Genomic DNA, 15,253 nt, shown 5'->3' on the forward strand with positions numbered 1-15,253 from the left:
TGCAAATTTGAACTCTTGGGGTGATCGAGTTAAGTCTAGCTTAGCGGGTTTAGATATCCAGTCATTGGGGCGGGTCGGTGTGCTACTTGGCGGTAAATTTGGCGAGAGAGAAATTTCTTTGATGTCAGGTAACGGTGTATTAGAGGCTCTACGCTCAAAAGGTGTAGATGCTCACGCTTTTGATACTGGCTTACGTTCTCCTACCGAGTTAGATCAGGAAAAATTTGATCGAATATTTATATCCTTGCATGGTCGCTTTGGAGAAGATGGCACTATTCAAGGTTTGCTAGAGTTATTGGATTTGCCCTATACTGGAAGTGGTGTCTTAGCCTCTGCATTAGCTATCGATAAGATTGTCACTAAGCAAGTTTGGATTAGTAACGGACTTGCCACTCCTCGGTATGAAAAACTTACGGCAACAAGCGATTGGAATGCGGTTGTAGAGCATTTGGGTTTGCCATTAATTGTCAAGCCTGCGCATGAAGGTTCTTCATTGGGTTTAACCAAAGTGAAATCGATTGATGAGTTACCAGCAGCTTACAAGCTGGCAGCTAAATTAGATAAGAAGGTGATTGCTGAGACCTGCATTCTTGGTGATGAGTTGACCTGCCCATTGGTGGGCCAAGGTAATACAGCTGAAGCTTTGCCGGTGATCAAAATTATTCCTCCGCAAGCGAATTACGATTTTCATAATAAGTATTTTTCTGATGAAACGAGGTACTTATGCCCAACTGGATTGGCTCCTGAGGTCAATGCGGCTGTCCAAGAATTAGCTTTAGCTGCTTATAAAGCTCTAGGTTGTCGCACATGGGGTCGTGCTGATGTGATGTTGGATCAAAAAACGGGCAAACCTTATTTGTTAGAAATGAATACTTCTCCCGGTATGACTTCTCACTCATTAGTACCAATGGCTGCCGAGGCTGCTGGTATCGAATATGCAGATTTGGTGCTTTGGTTGTTAAACCAAACCTTAGGTCAAAGAGAGGGTGCTTCTGCATGAGTAACTTCATGGATCGCTTCGGAGAAATTTTCTCCATGCTGATGGCTCCTATTTGGAATCATTCGGGGTGTATGGAGAAATTAAGCCGTTTCTTAATGCGTTGCTTTGTCGTGATGCTAGTGATAGATATTTTGGTCTGGCTAAGCCAACGTCCTGTATTTGCCATGAAGCAAATTCAAATCGAGCCTGTTGCAGGTCAAACGCTGAAACACATTAAAAAGCCCATCGTGAAGCAGCAGGTTTTAGAAACAGTTCAGGGAAATTTTTTTAGTGTGCGCTTGGAGGATGTGAAGCGTGGCTTTGAAAACATGCCATGGGTGCGGCACGCAAATGTGCGGCGAGTTTGGCCGAATGGTTTGGTGGTCAGCATCGAAGAGCAAAAGCCTTTTGGCGCTTGGGGTGGAGTTGAAAGTCATACCCTTATGAATACTCACGGCGAACTCTTTACTGGCCGTGTGTCTGAGGTAAGTGATGATATTCATTTGGTGGATTTCTCAGGCCCAGCAGATGCTGGTAAAGAGGTGATGAGCTTGTATGAAAAAGCAAACAACTGGTTTAAGCCATGGGGTGCAGAAGTGATAAGTCTTGCACTCACTGAGCGCTATGCATGGCATGTCAAACTTTCGAACGGGATGAAAGTAGAGTTTGGTCGTGACGAAGAAAGCTCCGATAAGAATTTAACCGAAGAGCGTGTTGCACGCTTATTTAAGTATTGGCCTCAAGTCCAAGAAAAGCGGCCCAATCGTATAGATGCAGTCGATTTGCGCTATGCAAATGGTTTTGCAGTTCATCTTGCCTCTGCAGGTTTGAAAAAGAATGCAGTAGATGGCAAAAAAAAGTGAGCTGAAGCAATGAGGAATGTTAATGAGTAAAGACAGTCGCGATATTTTGGTGGGTTTAGACATTGGAACTTCCAAGGTGGTTGCCTTGGTTGCAGAATTAGCTCCCGATGGTCAATTCAACGTTGTGGGTGTTGGACAAACTGCATCTAAGGGCTTAAAGAAAGGTGTAGTTGTCAATATTGAGGCTACTGTTCAGTCAATCCAGAAGGCCCTTGAAGAGGCTGAGGTCATGGCGGATCGCCAGATTATTCAGGTCTTTACAGGCATTGCTGGAAATCACATCGTGAGTTTTAACTCTAGCGGTATGGTCGCCATTCGCGATAAGGAGGTGGGCTCTGGGGATGTAGAGCGTGTTCTGGAAACTGCAAAAGCAATCAATATCCCAACCGATCAACAGATACTGCACATCCTTGTTCAGGAATTCATTATTGATGGGCAGGAAGATGTTCGAGAGCCAATTGGTATGAGTGGTTTGCGTCTTGGGGTTAAGGTGCATATTGTTACGGGGGCTGTGAGTGCTGCTCAAAATATTGTGAAGTGTGTGCGTCGGTGCGGTCTTGAAGTAAATGATTTAATTTTGCAGCCATTGGCCTCAAGTTTGGCGGTACTCGCTGAGGATGAAAAAGAGCTTGGTGTGGTCTTAGTGGATATTGGCGGTGGTACGACTGATATTGCTATTTATTGTCAGGGATCGATACGCCATACTGCTGTGATTCCAATCGCAGGCGATCAAATTACCAATGACATTGCAATGGCATTGCGTACGCCAACACTTGACGCTGAAGATCTCAAAATTGCTCATGGTATTGCACGTCAAGAGATGGCTGATCCAACTGCCATGATTGACGTCCCAGGCGTTGGAGATCGGGAGCCGCGCCCAATGTCTAAACAAGCTTTAGCGGCTGTTATTGAGCCGCGGGTCGAAGAGCTATTTACCTTAGTTAGGGGTGTAGTTCGTGACTCACGTTACGAGGATATGGTTTCTTCTGGAATTGTTTTAACTGGCGGTACCGCATTAATGCCCGGCATGGTGGAGTTGGCTGAACAAGTCTTCTTAAGACCGGCACGCATAGGTACGCCCGAATATCGTGGTCATCTATATGAAGTTTTACGAAGTCCAAGATATGCCACCAGCATTGGATTGCTTAAGGAAGGTCAAGCCCAGTTATTGCGTGGTCGTCGTGTTTCTCAGTCAGGCGCATTACAGGGTGTTGTATCGCGCATGAAGGAATGGTTTGCAGGAAATTTTTAAGTTTTTCGTCGTCGTCAATGTAGTAAGTTTTGTTACCTAGGAGGGTATATGGAATTTGAAATGTTAGATCAAGAAACAGCTGGCCAGACCATTATCAAAGTGGTTGGAGTCGGTGGGGCTGGTGGTAATGCGGTCCAGCACATGATCCGTCGTGGTGTTAATGGCGTAGAGTTCATTTGCATGAACACCGATGCTGGCGCTTTACAGCGTTCTAAGGCATCTGTGAATTTGCAACTGGGCTCTAGTGGATTAGGTGCAGGTGCGAAGCCGGAAATTGGAGCAGCCTCAGCAGAGGAAGCCCGTGCTCGTATTGCTGATGCAATGCAGGGTGCCCACATGGTATTTATTACTGCTGGTATGGGTGGAGGTACTGGAACTGGAGCTGCTCCGATTGTTGCTCAAGTTGCCAAAGAGATGGGTATCCTCACAGTTGGCGTGATTAGCAAACCATTTGATTTTGAGGGCGTGAAGCGTTTGAAGGTTGCAGAGAATGGCGCGACTGAACTTGAATCTTATGTAGATTCACTAATTGTTGTGCTCAATGAAAAACTCTTTGAAGTGATGGGTGAAGATGCTGAGTTTGATAAAGCATTTGCATGTGCTGATGATGTATTGCATAACGCCGTATCTGGCATTGCGGAAATCATCAATGTTCAAGGGTTGATTAATGTTGACTTTGAGGATGTTAAGACAGTCATGGGCGAGCAAGGTAAAGCCATGATGGGAACGGCAACCGTCTCAGGTATGGACCGTGCCCGTTTGGCTGCTGAAGCAGCTGTTGCTTCACCGCTACTCGATGGTGTTGACTTATTTGGTGCACGTGGCGTATTGGTCAATATCACAGCTAGCCGCTCACTCAAGTTATCTGAAACACGCGAGGTAATGGCTGCAATTCGTGGATATGCTGCTGATGATGCAACTGTAATTTTTGGTACGGTATACGACGAAAGTTTGGGTGATGCCTTACGTGTGACTGTTGTGGCTACTGGCTTGAATAACCCTCAAGCACGTAAAAATAACCAGCCAGAAGTCGTTTGGAGGCAAGCTACTGGTACACATGATGTAATGCCCACAATGGCTGATCTCAATAGCTTTACCCCTGCAAGTGCATCAGCAGCTATTAGTAAGGTGAACTTAGATTCTGCATTAAGTAGCAGTGTAGGTTTAGCCATGACTGGTGTTGGTGGAGGTGCGCCAGCCATGACAGCGCAACCAACGAGCTCAGGCGTTGACTATAGTCAATATGATTTACCTAGAGTCTTTCGTAGCTCTCGTGACGCTACTCCTGCGCCTACAGTAGGCGCTGATAGTTCTCCTCAGGCTAAATCCATGCTGGATAAAGGGGCTGATTACTGTGAAATTCCTGCCTTTTTATATAAGCAAGCAGATTAATTAACTGCTCAATACAATAGGTAATTGCAGAATGCCAGCGCAGCGCCCCTCCGGACGATGAATCCCGCGCTTGCGTTGGCATGCTCACTAACAATTATTTATTGGAGACGTCATGATTGCTGTCGGACAAAAGTTACCAAACGCTACTATTTATGAGTTCATTAATGAAGAGAACGAAGGTTGCTTCTTAGGGCCAAATGCCTTTGAAGTTGAGAAACTGGTTGCTGGTAAAAAGATTGTCATGTTTGCGCTGCCTGGAGCATTTGCTCCTATCTGCTCTGCTAAGCAGGTGCCTGGTTATGTTGAGCACCATGATGCGATTAAGGTTAAAGGTATTGATGAAATTTGGTGTCTTTCCGTAAACGACCCATTTGTCATGGGCGCATGGGGACGTGATCAAAAAGTTAGTAACAAGATTCGTATGTTTGGTGACGGTAGTTGTGAGTTCACTAAAAAGTTGGGCTTAGAGTTGGATTTAACCGCACGCGGTTTAGGTGTTCGTTCAGACCGTTACGCTATGATTATTGAGGATGGTGTAGTTAAATCACTCGATCGTGAAGCTCCTGGTAAGTTTGAGGTAAGTGATGCTGCTTCAGTTCTTAAAAAGTTGTAATCCAATTAATTAAGTAAATCGCATCCCCTGAATTTAAATATCGCCAAATGATGAAGCAACGCACTATCGCCACTCCTGTAAAAACCGTCGGAATTGGCTTGCACTCTGGTCGCAAAGTGACGATTGCGATTAAGCCTGCGCCAATCAATTCAGGGATTCAGTTTGTTCGAGTGGACACTGCGCAGGAGTCAGTCATTCCCGCAACTGCTTTGGCCGTATGCGATACCAGATTGGCCTCTGTAATTCAGAAGGATGGAGTACGTGTTTCTACGGTAGAGCATCTTTTATCAGCCTGCGCCGGACTTGGTCTGGACAATTTATTCATCGAGTTAGATGGGGAAGAAGTGCCCATCATGGATGGTAGTGCTGCTTCATTCTTATTTTTGATTGAATCGGCTGGAATTTCTGAACAAGAAGCGCCGCGCCAGTTTGTGGTGATCAAAAAACCAGTAGAGGTTCGTGACGACGACAAGCTTGCTCGACTTGAGGCATTTTTTGGGTTTAAGTTGGATTGCACCATTGACTTTAAGCACCCAGCTGTTGATAAAACAGGGCAGCGCTTTATAGTCGATTTTGCTAAGCATGCTTATCGTAGTGAAATTGGCCGAGCCCGCACTTTTGGATTTGCTCATGAAGTGGAAGCGCTACGTGAAACGGGTTTAGCACGCGGCGGTAGTTTGGACAACGCGATTGTTTTAGACGAGCACCGGATTTTGAATAACGAAGAACTTCGTTACGAAGATGAATTCGTGCGCCACAAAATTTTGGATGCAATCGGTGATTTGTATCTCATTGGCCATCCTATCGTTGGCGCATATATTGCTGAAAAATCTGGCCACGCTCTGAACAACGCACTCTTACGTAAGCTTTTGGAAGATCCCGATTCTTACGAAATCAGTACTTTTTCCGAAAACAAAGCTCCAGAGGCTTATTCTCAAGAAAACCAACCCCTCTTCTTCTAAGGGGCTATGTACAATTTTCTGTTATTTCGGTTTAGTTTTGAGGAGCTTCTCAATAGGGGAGCGCAAGCCTGAGTTGGGCTCTAATTTTTCTAAAAGAGACTCCCAAGATTTTTTGGCTACCGCGTTAAGGCCCTGAGGTCGCTCCCTTTGGGTATTTGCACGGGGCTTAACTGCCCAAGAGGGGGGAGCGGGTTTTACGCGTACTTTTATCGTCTTGCAGAGTAAGCCAGATTTTGATAACGCATTGATTAGACTAGGTAAAATTTGTTGTAAGCGACTAGCAACGCTGGCGCTATTAACTAGTAAAAAAAGCTCCTCTTTTGTGCCGGAGCGCCATCCTGCTTCAATTTTTGGGCCTAGATGACCTAACTCGAGTTTTATGAGGGCTGCATTCAAAATAATCTTCAGTTTGGCTAGATCTTCTGTTTTAGCCAAAATTTCTCCAAGACCATCCGATTCACGTAGGTAATCTATCCAGTCATGAGCTGAATGCTTGCGGGATGGTTTAGGGTTAAAGTTCATAAAAAATGAGGTTGTGGGTGATAAACTCAAGGACTTCATTTTCTTCAAAATCCCATGGTAATTGGTCTTCTTAAAACCCTGGTCGGCAGTCGTAACGACCGCCTCTTAAAACAGTATCGCAAAGTCGTGGCCAAGGTTGGTGCATTTGAGGCTGCCTTGCAATCTTTGGATGACGAGGCTCTTGCCGCAAAAACAGCGGAATTCAAGTCCCGCTTATCCGCTGGTGAGTCATTAGATGATATTTCTGCAGAGGCATTTGCGGTCGTTCGTGAGGCCAGCGTTCGCGTGATGAAGATGCGCCATTTCGATGCGCAGATTCTCGGCGGCTTGGCCTTACATCAAGGCAAGATTGCTGAGATGGGTACTGGTGAAGGAAAGACGCTTACCGCTACTCTTCCGGTCTATTTAAATGCACTGACAGGCAAAGGTGTGCACGTAGTCACCGTAAATGATTATTTGGCGCAGCGCGATGCTGAATGGATGTCCAAGTTATACAACTTCTTGGGCATAAAGGTCGGTGTGAATTTATCTCAAATGGATCACACCACCAAGCAAGAGGCCTATGCAGCAGATATTACATACGGCACTAACAACGAGTTTGGATTTGACTATTTGCGCGACAACATGGTGCAGGATCTGAGTCAACGAGTGCAACGTGGTTTAGCTTATGCCATTGTTGACGAAGTAGACTCTATTTTGATTGATGAGGCTCGCACTCCACTGATTATCTCTGGTCAGGCTGAAGACCATACTGATCTCTACATCAAAATCAATGCGCTCCCGTTCCATCTTGAGCGTCAAATTGGCGAAGAGAAAGCTGATGGAGCTGGCGTTGAAAAGCCTGGAGATTATTGGGTTGATGAGAAGTCTCAACAGGCATATCTAACGGAACAAGGCCACGATAAGGCTGAAGCTATATTGGTTCAGCTAGGAGCCCTGAATGATGGCGACTCTCTCTATGCTCCACAAAATATAACCTTGATGCACCACGTATACGCAGCTCTGCGGGCACATTCTTTGTATAACCGCGACCAGCATTATGTGGTTCAGAACGGTGAAGTGATCATCGTAGATGAGTTCACTGGCCGTTTGATGCAAGGTCGTCGCTGGTCAGATGGACTGCATCAAGCTGTGGAAGCGAAAGAGGGTGTACAGATTCAGAATGAGAATCAGACACTAGCTACCATTACCTTCCAAAATTATTTCCGTATGTACGGTAAGTTGGCCGGTATGACTGGTACCGCTGACACTGAAGCTTATGAATTTAAGGAAATCTACAACTTAGAGACCGTTGTAATTCCCCCTAATCGAATTAGTCAAAGAATAGATAAACAAGACCAAATCTTTAAATCTTCTCGCGAGCGCTACGACGCTGTCATTAAGGAGATTGAGGATTGCTATGAGCGTGGCCAACCAGCATTGGTGGGTACTACCTCTATTGAAAATTCGGAATTGATTGCTAAATTACTTGATCAACGAAAATTGCCACATCAAGTCTTGAATGCGAAGCAGCATGCTCGTGAAGCTGAAATTATTGCTCAAGCAGGTCGTTCAAAAATGATCACCATTGCTACTAATATGGCGGGGCGAGGCACGGATATTGTTTTGGGTGGCAATGTGGGTAAGCAAGCTTCTTTAATTGAGGCTGATAGTGCGCTTTCTGATGCAGAGAAGGCAGCTAGAATCAAGCAGTTGCACGATGAGTGGCAGAATATCCATGATCAAGTTTTAGCTGCTGGCGGTTTACATATCATCGGTACTGAGCGTCATGAAAGTCGTCGTATCGACAACCAATTAAGGGGTCGTTCGGGTCGTCAAGGTGATCCAGGATCATCACGTTTCTTCCTCTCTTTGGAGGATCCGTTATTACGTATTTTTGCTGGCGATCGTTTGCGTGCCGTTATGGAGCGTTTGAAGATGCCAGATGGTGAGCCCATTGAAGCAGGGATGGTGACGCGCTCCATTGAGTCAGCCCAGGGGAAGGTTGAAGGCCGTAACTTTGATATCCGTAAACAGCTATTAGAGTATGATGACATTGCTAATGATCAACGCAAAGAGACTTATCGCCTCAGAAATGAGGTTCTTGAGAGCGCCGATATTGGCGCCTTGATTGCCAACTTGCGTGAAGACGTATTGCGTTCTATTTGCTCTGCCTATGTGCCGGTTGAGTCTATGGAAGAGCAGTGGGACATTGTCGGACTTGAAAATATTCTGGCAAGTGAGTGGGGTCTTACTATTGACCTGAAGAGTTGGGTTGATGGTGTCGAGACTGTTGACGATGCAGAAATCGTTGATCGTGTTCTGCAAGCGGCCCAAGATGCTTATGATGCCAAAGTCAATCTTTCTGGTCGCGAGTCCTTTGCTGGATTTGAGCGGTCCGTTCTCTTATATAGCTTGGATAGTCATTGGCGCGAACACTTAGCTGCCTTGGATCATTTGCGTCAAGGTATCCATTTGCGTGGATATGCCCAAAAAGATCCTAAGCAAGAATATCGTCGTGAAGCATTTGAGCTTTACGGCGAACTGCTTAATGTGATTAAGAGCAATGTAGTGAAAAGCATCATGACTGTTCAAATCCGTAGTGCAAGCGAATTAGATCAAGCTTCTGAAGCAATGAATGATGATTTGGCCAAACTTTCTGATGTTCAATATCAACATGCTGATGCTGATGCTGATGCTGATGCTGATCTAGAGGTAGCTGGTTCAACTGGTGATCGAGGTATTGCAATTGCAATTCAGCCAGCGTCACTTCGTCATGGACCAAAGGTCGGCCGTAATGATTCATGTAGCTGCGGCAGTGGTAAGCAGTACAAAAATTGCTGCGGTGCTTTAGCATAAGCCTATTCCATTCATAGCGAGATGGATTAGTAGGGGCTTTAGACCCCTATTTTTTGAGTCTGCATGGCCGTGTTCAGGGCTTTCCCTAGCTATCTAGGTAAATAAATTTCGATGATTATGAGACCTCATATGCAAAGAATTACATTTATTGGCAAAAGGAATCGTCATGCAAAAGTCTTTACTCATCAATGCAGACAAATTGGGTGTCTTCAATGCGAGATGGCCTGTAGTTATGAGTACTATGGTGTTTTAAGCCATCAAAGTCTCGCATTAAGGTTTTTGAGTTTCATAAAACTGGTAAGAAAGTGCCTTATACCTGCACGCAATGTGATGAGGCGTGGTGTCTTCAGGCTTGTCCGGTGAATGCTGTTCGGGTAGATTTGGTCGCTGACGTAAAGGTAGCATCTGAGGATACCTGTGTTGGATGTAAGGTATGCACCATTTCTTGTCCCGTCGGAACGATTAACTATGTCCAAGATACGGGCAAAAAGTACAAAAATGCGATTTATGTGGTGGAGACCCAGCCTGTGCTGCAGCATGCCCAACCGAGGCAATTACCTATGTGGATGCTGATTGTACTGGTTGAGACAGAATGCGCGCATGGGCCGATAAGCTCGGTAACCAAGATAGCAGCGCCAACTAAAAAGTATAGGAAAAAATATCATGTCATCGGCTGGAAAATTGCTTCGCGTTAACTTAAGTAAGGGCACTTGCCAATCTGAACCTCTCAGCTAAGGCCTCTTTAGGTTCACGAGGTTTGGCTACAAAGTATTTTGTAGAAGAGGTAGATCCAAAGATAGAGCCACTATCTCCCGATAATAAAATTATTTGGGCTACTGGCCCTCTCACGGGAACTACTGCATCCACGGGTGGTCGTTATACCGTCGTTACAAAAGGACCATTGACGGGGGCAATTGCATGTTCTCACTCGGGCGGGTATTGGGGTGCAGAGTTAAAGATGGCCGGTTGGGATATGGTGATATTTGAGGGTAAATCACCTAAGCCAGGTTATCTTTACATTGAAAACGATAAGGCTGAATTGATCGATGCCTCTGACTTGTGGGGAAGATCTGTTTGGGAGACAGAGCCAAGTATCAAAATTAAACACCAAGATCCACAGATTCGTGTTTCTTGTATTGTGGGCGTGCGGGAGAAAACTAAGTTCTATATGCAGCGATTGTGAATGATTTACACCGTGCTGCAGGTCGTTCGGGTGTTAGGGCGGTAATGGGTAGTAAAAATTTAAAAGTAATTGCCGTGCGTGATACTAAAGGAGTTGGTAACTTAAAAAAATCCAAAAGCATTTATGGAAGCTGTGGCAGCACCTCGCGAAAGCGAGGGCAAGGCTCACTTAGCGACAAATCAAGCCTGTTTTGCATGCACCATTGCTTGTGGCCGGATTTCAAAAATTGATGACACTCACTTCTCTATTGAGAATCAGCCACAGCATATGCATGCCTCAGGCGGTCTTGAGTATGAGGCTGCTTGGGCCTTGAGTGCCGCGAATGGCGTCAATGATTTGGAGGCTTTGCAATATGCTAATCAATTGTGTAATGAATAGGGTTTAGATCCAATTTCCTTTTGGAGCCACTATCGGGGCTGTCATGGAGTGAGGACGGTATTGACGAAGGAGTATTGGCATAGAGGCTCCATTTGGTTCAGCAAAGGCACTCTGCTACTTAGCCGAAATTACCACTGAAGGAACTGGGTTCGGGAAAGAGATTGGTCTTGGTTTTGCGCGTTTTACTGAACAGTATGGTTACCCAGACCTCTCTATGAGAGTGAAGGGTCAAGAGTTTCCTGCTTACGATGGACGTGTGATTTAAGGAATTAGTTTGGCTTATGCAACATCAAATCGGGGTGCTTGTCATGTACGCGGTTATACGATTGCCTCTGAAGCATTGGGGATTCCGGTCAAGACCGAACTCTCTGAGACTAAAGGTAAGCCGGAACTAGTAAAGGCATATATGAAGCATGTCATCTTGGGCAATGGGCCAGCAGGTGTTATTGCAGCCAAAATCATACGAAAGCGTGCTTCGCAAGATCAGATCGTGATGATTGGATCTGAGGCGCCGTATTCTCGGATGGCGATCCCTTATTTACTCATGGGTAATATTTCAGAGTCGGGGACCTATTTACGCAAGGAACCCAATCATTTCGAAACACTGAAAATTGAACAGATTCATGGAAAAGCGTTAGCGGTTAATGCAAAAGCAAAGAATTCAGAGTTAGGAGATGGTCAGTTAGTTCAGTTTGACAAGTTGCTGATTGCGACAGGCTCTATTCCGGTTCAACCACCCATTCCGGGAATCGATTTGCCTGGTGTCCATCTCTGCTGGACTTTAGAGGATTCGCGTGCGATTACAAAGTTAGCAAAACCAGGTTCCCGTGTCTTGCAGATGGGCGACCGCATGGTCCCAAGAATGATGACCTCTGTGGCTGGAGGCATGATTAAAAATGAATTGAGGAAAAGGGTATGCAAGTGCATACCAACACTAAAGTGGATGCTATTACTCAATCTCAATCTGGACTATTGGTTGCCTTATCAAATGGACAATCTCTAGAGGTCGATTTAGTGATCTCTGCAACAGGTGTTAAGCTCAATATTGCTAATTTAAAAACATCTGGACTAGACACGAAAATTGGAATATTGGTCAACGAAAGGATGTAGACTTCTCACCAAGATATTTATGCCGCAGGAGATGTGACGGAGAGTCTTGATTTCTCAATCGGTGAGCGTATTGTGAATGCGATTCAACCAAATGCTGCTGAGCAGGCTCGGATAGCTGCTATTGCTATGACCGGTGGAAAAATTGAGAGTTTAGGCGCGCTACAAATTAATGTACTTGATACATTGGGTTGAATCTCATCCTCTTTTGGCTTATGGTCTGGAGCAAAGGGTGGTGATCACGTGGAATTGGTTGATTTAGAGCAATATAAGTATTTGCGGCTAGAATTTTTCGAGGATGTTCTGGTCGGCGCTACTTGTGTTGGTAGTACTGAACATATAGGTGTATTAAGAGGGTTAATTCAAGGAAAGATGCCTTTAGGTGCTGGTCAAGCGCAATCTACTTGGATGAATTAAGCTGTAGCAATGCAAATTATTTTAAAGTTGTTTGCCAGTTTGGCAAACTATTTACCACACATTAAAAAAATAGTATTGAAGCAGAAAGCGAACTTGCCGATGACAGCACAATGGGTGACATCATTCTTCTTTATAAAATTCCTCGCAAATCAGCGCATTTGGTGATGGTAAATGGGGTTTATATTAAACTTCAAGAATGCGATCAATATGTTCTCAAACCTAGCGACGCCCTTGCAATTTGTCCTCCAGTCGCTGGGCGGATAATTATTCCAGTCTTTTAAATGCTGCAATTTGAGAGAAAGATGGGCTGCACCAGTCAAGATTTGTTACGGTGGTTGCTACTAGCTCTTGGCGACCTCTATTTACATACCAGTCTGGTAATAGATGGCATGGCCTATTTAATAGCAGAAAATTCACAGCTACAAATTGAAGCGTTTGAGCGGTCTGTATGAAAAATTGCTCTTTTAGAGATTCCAGTGCTTGGAGTGAGGCTTGAGTTTTCGTCGGGCTGGACTAGTGCTGACTGTCTGGCTGTTTTAAATCGATTTGATCTTTATACTTGTAGGGGTGGCGGCTAACCATGGCCCCTAACTTATTTTTTGATGTCATATATGACAGTGAACTTACCCATTCCCCAAAAAGCCGCACTCAAACCAGTAAAAGGTTTTGAGATGGGTATCGCCGAAGCTGGAATTAAGAAGGCGAATCGCAAGGACTTGCTCGTGATGACTCTAGTGCCTGGTTCTCAGGTTGCCGGGGTTTTTACCCTAAATCGTTTTTGTGCTGCTCCTGTCCAGATTTGTCGTGAGCATTTGTCGCAGGACGGCCGTCATGAAGAAATTCGGGCTCTAGTAGTAAATACCGGCAATGCAAATGCTGGCACAGGCGAAACTGGTATGAAGCATGCCTTAGAAACATGTGCGGCCTTGGCAAAGGAGTTGAAAATTAAGTCAGAGCAAATCTTGCCATTTTCAACGGGAGTCATTCTAGAGTCCCTTCCGATTGAAAAAATTATTAGCGCCTTGCCAAAGGCGATTGCTAACCTAGGCGAAGATCATTGGTTTGATGCGGCTGAGGCAATCATGACTACGGATACTCAGCCTAAGGCTACCTCGATGACTGTTCAAGCTGTCGAAGGGTCTGTGACGATCACTGGGATCTGTAAAGGTGCCGGCATGATTCATCCGAATATGGCAACGATGCTGGGCTTCATTGCAACCGATGCTGAATTCGCTCCCGGTCTGTTGGGTAAGCTGACTCAAGAGGTTGCTGATCTCTCGTTTAATGCCATCACGATTGATGGAGATACCTCTACAAATGACTCTTTCATCATCATGGCGACAGGTCAGTCGCCAGTGCAGATTAAATCTGTCAATGATCCTAACTATGGAATTTTGCGTGATGCATTCATTTCGTTGGCTAGAAAGTTAGCACAGATGATTGTGCGCGATGGTGAAGGCGCAACTAAGTTTATGACGATTGAGGTGCTTGGCGGAAAAAATGCTGAAGAGTGTCGCTTAGTCGCTAAGGCTGTCGCTCATTCCCCTTTAGTCAAGACAGCATTTTTTGCTAGTGACCCTAATTTGGGTCGTATTCTTGCAGCAATTGGTTATGCTGGTATAGCTGATTTAGATGTAAATCGTGTCCAGATGTGGTTGGGGGACGTTTGGGTCGCCAAAGATGGTGGTCGCAACCCAGACTACAAGGAGTCAGATGGTCAGTGCGTGATGCAGGCATCTGAAATCACCGTAAAGATTGAGTTGGGTCGCGGCAACGCGGCACAAACTATGTGGACCTGTGATCTATCTCACGACTATGTATCTATTAATGCAGATTACCGCTCTTAAAAGATTGTCCCGAATATGAATGAAAAACTAGACCGTCTTTTAGACCATCTCGATACTTTTTTACCGAAACCCATAACTGAAGCTCAATGGAAATCCTCAACTGCATTTAGGTGGCGTCGTCGCGATGGTATTTTTGGCAGCATTGGTTTTTTGCAACCAGTAAAGCACGTTTCTGATATATCGTTTGATGATCTGCAAAACATTGATCGCCAGCGTGATGCGATTCGTGGCAACACCAAAAACTTTATCCTTAAAAAGCCAGCAAATAATATCTTGTTAACTGGTGCTAGGGGAACAGGAAAATCCTCTTTGATGAAGGCGAGCTTGCATGAATTTGCTGGCCAGGGATTACGTTTGATTGAGGTTGAAAAAGAGCATTTGGCAGATTTAGCCGACATTACTGAGCTTGTGGCTGAGAGGCCAGAGCGTTTCATTATTTTTTGCGATGACCTTTCATTTGAGGAGGGTGAATCAGGCTATAAAGCCATGAAATCAGCTTTAGATGGCTCTGTTTCTGCCCAAGTGGAGAATATTTTGATTTATGCCACCTCCAACCGACGTCATTTGTTACCTGAATACATGAAAGATAACGAGAGTTATATTCATAGTGATGATGGTGAAATTCATCCAGGTGAAGTAGTTGAAGAAAAAATTTCTTTATCCGAGCGCTTTGGTCTTTGGTTGTCTTTTTATCCTCCTAAGCAGGATGAATATTTAGCAATCGTCGCCCATTGGTTGCAACACTTTGGTTTAAACACCCAGCAAATTGAGGCAGCACGCTCAGAGGCATTGGTTTGGGCATTAGAGCGCGGCTCACGCTCTGGACGTGTTGCCTGGCAATTTGCTAAACATTGGGCTGGATCGCATGCTTACACTATCTTTGCATGATTGAAACCCAGC

Annotated in this window: 15 protein-coding genes and 2 pseudogenes; 16 read left to right on the top strand and 1 reads right to left on the bottom strand. The window is 45.0% G+C overall.

Annotated features, from left to right (window positions below):
• Positions 1–7 precede the first annotated feature (7 nt).
• From DXE31_RS04645 to lpxC, 6 genes are all read left to right on the top strand, one after another.
• A complete protein-coding gene (locus DXE31_RS04645) occupies positions 8–1,000 on the top strand; it encodes a D-alanine--D-alanine ligase (protein WP_114697981.1) in 993 nt (330 codons plus the stop codon).
• Complete coding sequence (locus DXE31_RS04650) at positions 997–1,842, top strand: cell division protein FtsQ/DivIB (protein WP_114697982.1); 846 nt, start codon at positions 997–999, stop codon at positions 1,840–1,842. Before DXE31_RS04645 ends, DXE31_RS04650 begins: the two co-directional genes overlap by 4 nt.
• Positions 1,843–1,864: 22 nt before the next feature.
• A complete protein-coding gene (gene ftsA / locus DXE31_RS04655) occupies positions 1,865–3,094 on the top strand; it encodes a cell division protein FtsA (RefSeq protein ID WP_114697983.1) in 1,230 nt (409 codons plus the stop codon).
• A 48-nt stretch (positions 3,095–3,142) separates the two neighbouring features.
• Positions 3,143–4,486 (top strand): cell division protein FtsZ, encoded by a 1,344-nt coding sequence (gene ftsZ, locus DXE31_RS04660; RefSeq protein WP_114697984.1) that lies wholly within the window; start codon positions 3,143–3,145, stop codon positions 4,484–4,486.
• A gap of 112 nt (positions 4,487–4,598) precedes the next feature.
• On the top strand, positions 4,599–5,099 hold the full coding sequence (locus DXE31_RS04665; protein ID WP_114697985.1) for a peroxiredoxin: 501 nt from the start codon (positions 4,599–4,601) through the stop codon (positions 5,097–5,099).
• 47 nt (positions 5,100–5,146) lie between these two features.
• The gene (gene lpxC / locus DXE31_RS04670; RefSeq protein WP_114697986.1) at positions 5,147–6,061 is read left to right on the top strand and encodes a UDP-3-O-acyl-N-acetylglucosamine deacetylase; all 915 of its coding nucleotides are present in this window, start codon (positions 5,147–5,149) and stop codon (positions 6,059–6,061) included.
• A gap of 21 nt (positions 6,062–6,082) precedes the next feature.
• Here the strand turns inward: lpxC and DXE31_RS04675 are convergent, their stop codons facing one another.
• Complete coding sequence (locus tag DXE31_RS04675) at positions 6,083–6,583, bottom strand: hypothetical protein (protein WP_114697987.1); 501 nt, start codon at positions 6,581–6,583, stop codon at positions 6,083–6,085.
• A gap of 54 nt (positions 6,584–6,637) precedes the next feature.
• Here DXE31_RS04675 and secA point away from each other — a divergent pair, with 54 nt between their 5' ends.
• From secA to DXE31_RS04710, 10 genes and pseudogenes are all read left to right on the top strand, one after another.
• On the top strand, positions 6,638–9,421 hold the full coding sequence (gene secA, locus DXE31_RS04680; RefSeq protein ID WP_114697988.1) for a preprotein translocase subunit SecA: 2,784 nt from the start codon (positions 6,638–6,640) through the stop codon (positions 9,419–9,421).
• Between the two features lie 166 nt (positions 9,422–9,587).
• Positions 9,588–10,007 (top strand): annotated as a pseudogene (locus DXE31_RS04685) (4Fe-4S dicluster domain-containing protein).
• 77 nt (positions 10,008–10,084) lie between these two features.
• Positions 10,085–11,388, top strand: a pseudogene (locus DXE31_RS04690) (aldehyde ferredoxin oxidoreductase family protein); the annotation flags it as partial.
• The gene (locus DXE31_RS11170; protein WP_269460626.1) at positions 11,389–11,985 is read left to right on the top strand and encodes an FAD-dependent oxidoreductase; all 597 of its coding nucleotides are present in this window, start codon (positions 11,389–11,391) and stop codon (positions 11,983–11,985) included. It abuts the pseudogene before it with no gap.
• Positions 11,898–12,092, top strand: a complete 195-nt coding sequence (locus tag DXE31_RS12055) for an FAD-dependent oxidoreductase (RefSeq protein WP_269460584.1) — start codon at positions 11,898–11,900, stop codon at positions 12,090–12,092. The genes DXE31_RS11170 and DXE31_RS12055 overlap by 88 nt, the downstream gene beginning before the upstream one ends.
• Positions 12,093–12,125: 33 nt before the next feature.
• Positions 12,126–12,284: a hypothetical protein gene (locus DXE31_RS11175; protein WP_231969364.1), complete on the top strand. Its 159-nt coding sequence runs from the start codon at positions 12,126–12,128 to the stop codon at positions 12,282–12,284.
• Between the two features lie 48 nt (positions 12,285–12,332).
• Positions 12,333–12,506 (top strand): hypothetical protein, encoded by a 174-nt coding sequence (locus tag DXE31_RS11180; RefSeq protein WP_231969365.1) that lies wholly within the window; start codon positions 12,333–12,335, stop codon positions 12,504–12,506.
• Between the two features lie 74 nt (positions 12,507–12,580).
• A complete protein-coding gene (locus tag DXE31_RS12820) occupies positions 12,581–12,787 on the top strand; it encodes a MoaD/ThiS family protein (RefSeq protein WP_415078069.1) in 207 nt (68 codons plus the stop codon).
• 330 nt (positions 12,788–13,117) lie between these two features.
• Positions 13,118–14,353 carry a bifunctional glutamate N-acetyltransferase/amino-acid acetyltransferase ArgJ gene (gene argJ / locus DXE31_RS04705; RefSeq protein WP_114697990.1) on the top strand — a complete coding sequence of 412 codons (1,236 nt, stop codon included), beginning with the start codon at positions 13,118–13,120 and terminating at the stop codon, positions 14,351–14,353.
• A gap of 15 nt (positions 14,354–14,368) precedes the next feature.
• On the top strand, positions 14,369–15,241 hold the full coding sequence (locus tag DXE31_RS04710; protein WP_415077806.1) for an ATP-binding protein: 873 nt from the start codon (positions 14,369–14,371) through the stop codon (positions 15,239–15,241).
• Positions 15,242–15,253: the final 12 nt, after the last annotated feature.

Source organism: Polynucleobacter necessarius, assembly GCF_900095185.1.
GTDB lineage: Bacteria > Pseudomonadota > Gammaproteobacteria > Burkholderiales > Burkholderiaceae > Polynucleobacter.

What these genes read in the sequence shown, in the direction of transcription:
- DXE31_RS11170 (WP_269460626.1), top strand. Translation starts at nt 11,389, where the DNA reads ATGAAGCATGTCATCTTGGGCAATGGGCCAGCAGGTGTTATTGCAGCC.
- DXE31_RS04710 (WP_415077806.1), top strand. Translation starts at nt 14,369, where the DNA reads ATGAATGAAAAACTAGACCGTCTTTTAGACCATCTCGATACTTTTTTA.
- DXE31_RS04650 (WP_114697982.1), top strand. Translation starts at nt 997, where the DNA reads ATGAGTAACTTCATGGATCGCTTCGGAGAAATTTTCTCCATGCTGATG.
- argJ (WP_114697990.1), top strand. Translation starts at nt 13,118, where the DNA reads ATGACAGTGAACTTACCCATTCCCCAAAAAGCCGCACTCAAACCAGTA.
- secA (WP_114697988.1), top strand. Translation starts at nt 6,638, where the DNA reads ATGGTAATTGGTCTTCTTAAAACCCTGGTCGGCAGTCGTAACGACCGC.
- ftsA (WP_114697983.1), top strand. Translation starts at nt 1,865, where the DNA reads ATGAGTAAAGACAGTCGCGATATTTTGGTGGGTTTAGACATTGGAACT.
- DXE31_RS12055 (WP_269460584.1), top strand. Translation starts at nt 11,898, where the DNA reads ATGCAAGTGCATACCAACACTAAAGTGGATGCTATTACTCAATCTCAA.
- DXE31_RS04675 (WP_114697987.1), bottom strand. Translation starts at nt 6,583, where the DNA reads ATGAACTTTAACCCTAAACCATCCCGCAAGCATTCAGCTCATGACTGG.
- DXE31_RS04665 (WP_114697985.1), top strand. Translation starts at nt 4,599, where the DNA reads ATGATTGCTGTCGGACAAAAGTTACCAAACGCTACTATTTATGAGTTC.
- lpxC (WP_114697986.1), top strand. Translation starts at nt 5,147, where the DNA reads ATGATGAAGCAACGCACTATCGCCACTCCTGTAAAAACCGTCGGAATT.
- ftsZ (WP_114697984.1), top strand. Translation starts at nt 3,143, where the DNA reads ATGGAATTTGAAATGTTAGATCAAGAAACAGCTGGCCAGACCATTATC.